Origin of the sequence: Pseudoalteromonas sp. Z1A6, from assembly GCF_011378745.1 — a bacterium.
GTDB classification, from domain to species: domain Bacteria; phylum Pseudomonadota; class Gammaproteobacteria; order Enterobacterales; family Alteromonadaceae; genus Pseudoalteromonas; species Pseudoalteromonas arctica.
The window spans coordinates 1-1,750 of record NZ_WTKW01000548.1; the positions used below are offsets into that span (position 1 = coordinate 1).

Consider the following 1,750-nt stretch of genomic DNA (forward strand, 5'->3'; position numbering starts at 1 on the left):
CTTTTAGCGAGTGTAACTCCATTTATTATAATTATTCCAATGGGATGGAATGAGCCTATAATACCCTTATTTGTAATTTGCTTTGGCTCTATTGTTGTGGCTATAGGTTGTTGGTATACACGTTTACTCTTATTTAAAAATAAAAAAATAACCAATAACCTGTTGCAGTTTAAAAGAGAGTTACCGACTATCAATCATAAGTATATCTAGTTTATGTTGAGCCCTGGTTTGATTTTTTATGTCGATAGGTTCAATCATTTCGCATTCGTCTCTGATCATTTCAGGAATGAGGCTTGGGTAGTGGCGACAGTCCTCTGGGCGGTCGAGGTAAATACTGCAGGTATACATATTTTTAGCGAGAGGATCTTTTTTAGGCGCAATTTCTAAAAATGGGCACACTTGAAGTCTTAAGCCTGTTTTTGGGTCAAACCAAATTTCGTTGTTTTTAACGTATTCATAAATTTCGGGGTTAAAGAGCTCCCATAAATCTATTTCCTCTTTCGTTGCGCTTAAATCGCCGCCGCCATATTTAATACAGCATTTACCACACTGGTTGCATTCTTTCATAATTTGCTAATTTGGTTGGCTGTTAACGAGTTTAAGTTAGTTATTAGTGTAGCACCAAATTTATTATTAACGCTCTACTGAATTTACCCATCCTTTAATTTTTGGGTGTGTAAACAATAGTTAGATACAATAACTTAAGTTAAAACCCTTTGTTACATTTTATATAGTACAGGCTTTATTTAATGGTTTACTCTAAAGGTAGCGAAAAATATTACAAACCCCGCTTGAGCAACTGTGTGATTGTTAAATGTTGCTGAGCGCAGATACCTAAGCAGGGCGTTATTATGAAGGAGGCTGTCACTAAGTTAAAAACAGAATTTAATGCAAAGCTATTGTATTGGAACAATCTTAAAAGTAGCAAAGCCAAAGCGGCAATCATCCTATTATTTTTAGTTGTCATTGCACTTAAAGTCTTTACGACCATTTTTACGTTGGATTGGGTTGCAAGTTTATTCAGCGTGTAAGTTTACCAAGAGTAATTGCGATAAAGTTTAATCTCAGAGTGTTTAACGCCTACGCGATGTTCATTATTAATGTATTATTACGCTATACACCAAATTAAATAAATCAGTTGTTTAAATACGTTTTATAATGACTGTAATGATACATTTTAGCTAAATTGAGTGAGTAAATGAGTTTAGCTGCATTAAAGGATAACCAGTGATGATGAATACAAAAGTATATAAAGCGGTACATGATCTAGCAGAAGATTTAATGGCGGCGGCTAACAAAAATAACCGTGAAAAGTTTGAGTCGTTATTTGCTCAATTAAAAGCTATTTGTATTGAAAACGAAAACACCTCAAAAGATCACCCTGTACAATGGGAAACTTTAGCTGATTTTACCGAAGAGTTAGAAGAGGCAATTACTACTTACGAAAAAGCATTAGAAAAGTCGATTGCGATTAATAACAAAGATCACATGTCGTCGGTTTCTTTTTCAATGGCTACATTACAGCTTGAGCTTGGCCAAAAAGATGAAGCTATTAAAAACCTTCAAAATGCTAAAGTCAGCGCCAATAAAATTGAAGACAAAGAGCTTAAAGCTGAAATACACGACCTACTAGAGTCGCTTATTGAAGAAGAAGGTTAAATACATAAAAGTATAACTTATCCATATTAAATGTGATTTTTGTGGATTTAGCTTGAGCTTAATAAAGCGCTGATGGTTTATACCCTCAGCG

3 protein-coding genes are annotated in these 1,750 nt (G+C 34.4%); 2 read left to right on the forward strand and 1 reads right to left on the reverse strand.

Translation table 11 applies throughout. The annotated features are described in order from the left end of the window. Positions 1-210 (forward strand): hypothetical protein (locus GQR46_RS20585; protein WP_206009708.1); only part of this gene is annotated, 210 nt, incomplete at its 5' end. Here the strand turns inward: GQR46_RS20585 and GQR46_RS19345 are convergent. Further along, positions 181-567: a YkgJ family cysteine cluster protein gene (locus GQR46_RS19345; RefSeq protein ID WP_007586180.1), complete on the reverse strand. Its 387-nt coding sequence runs from the start codon at positions 565-567 to the stop codon at positions 181-183. The genes GQR46_RS20585 and GQR46_RS19345 overlap by 30 nt on opposite strands. A gap of 663 nt (positions 568-1,230) precedes the next feature. Here GQR46_RS19345 and GQR46_RS19350 point away from each other — a divergent pair. Beyond that, a complete protein-coding gene (locus tag GQR46_RS19350) occupies positions 1,231-1,659 on the forward strand; it encodes a hypothetical protein (protein WP_007586178.1) in 429 nt (142 codons plus the stop codon). The last annotated feature ends 91 nt before the right edge of the window (positions 1,660-1,750 follow it).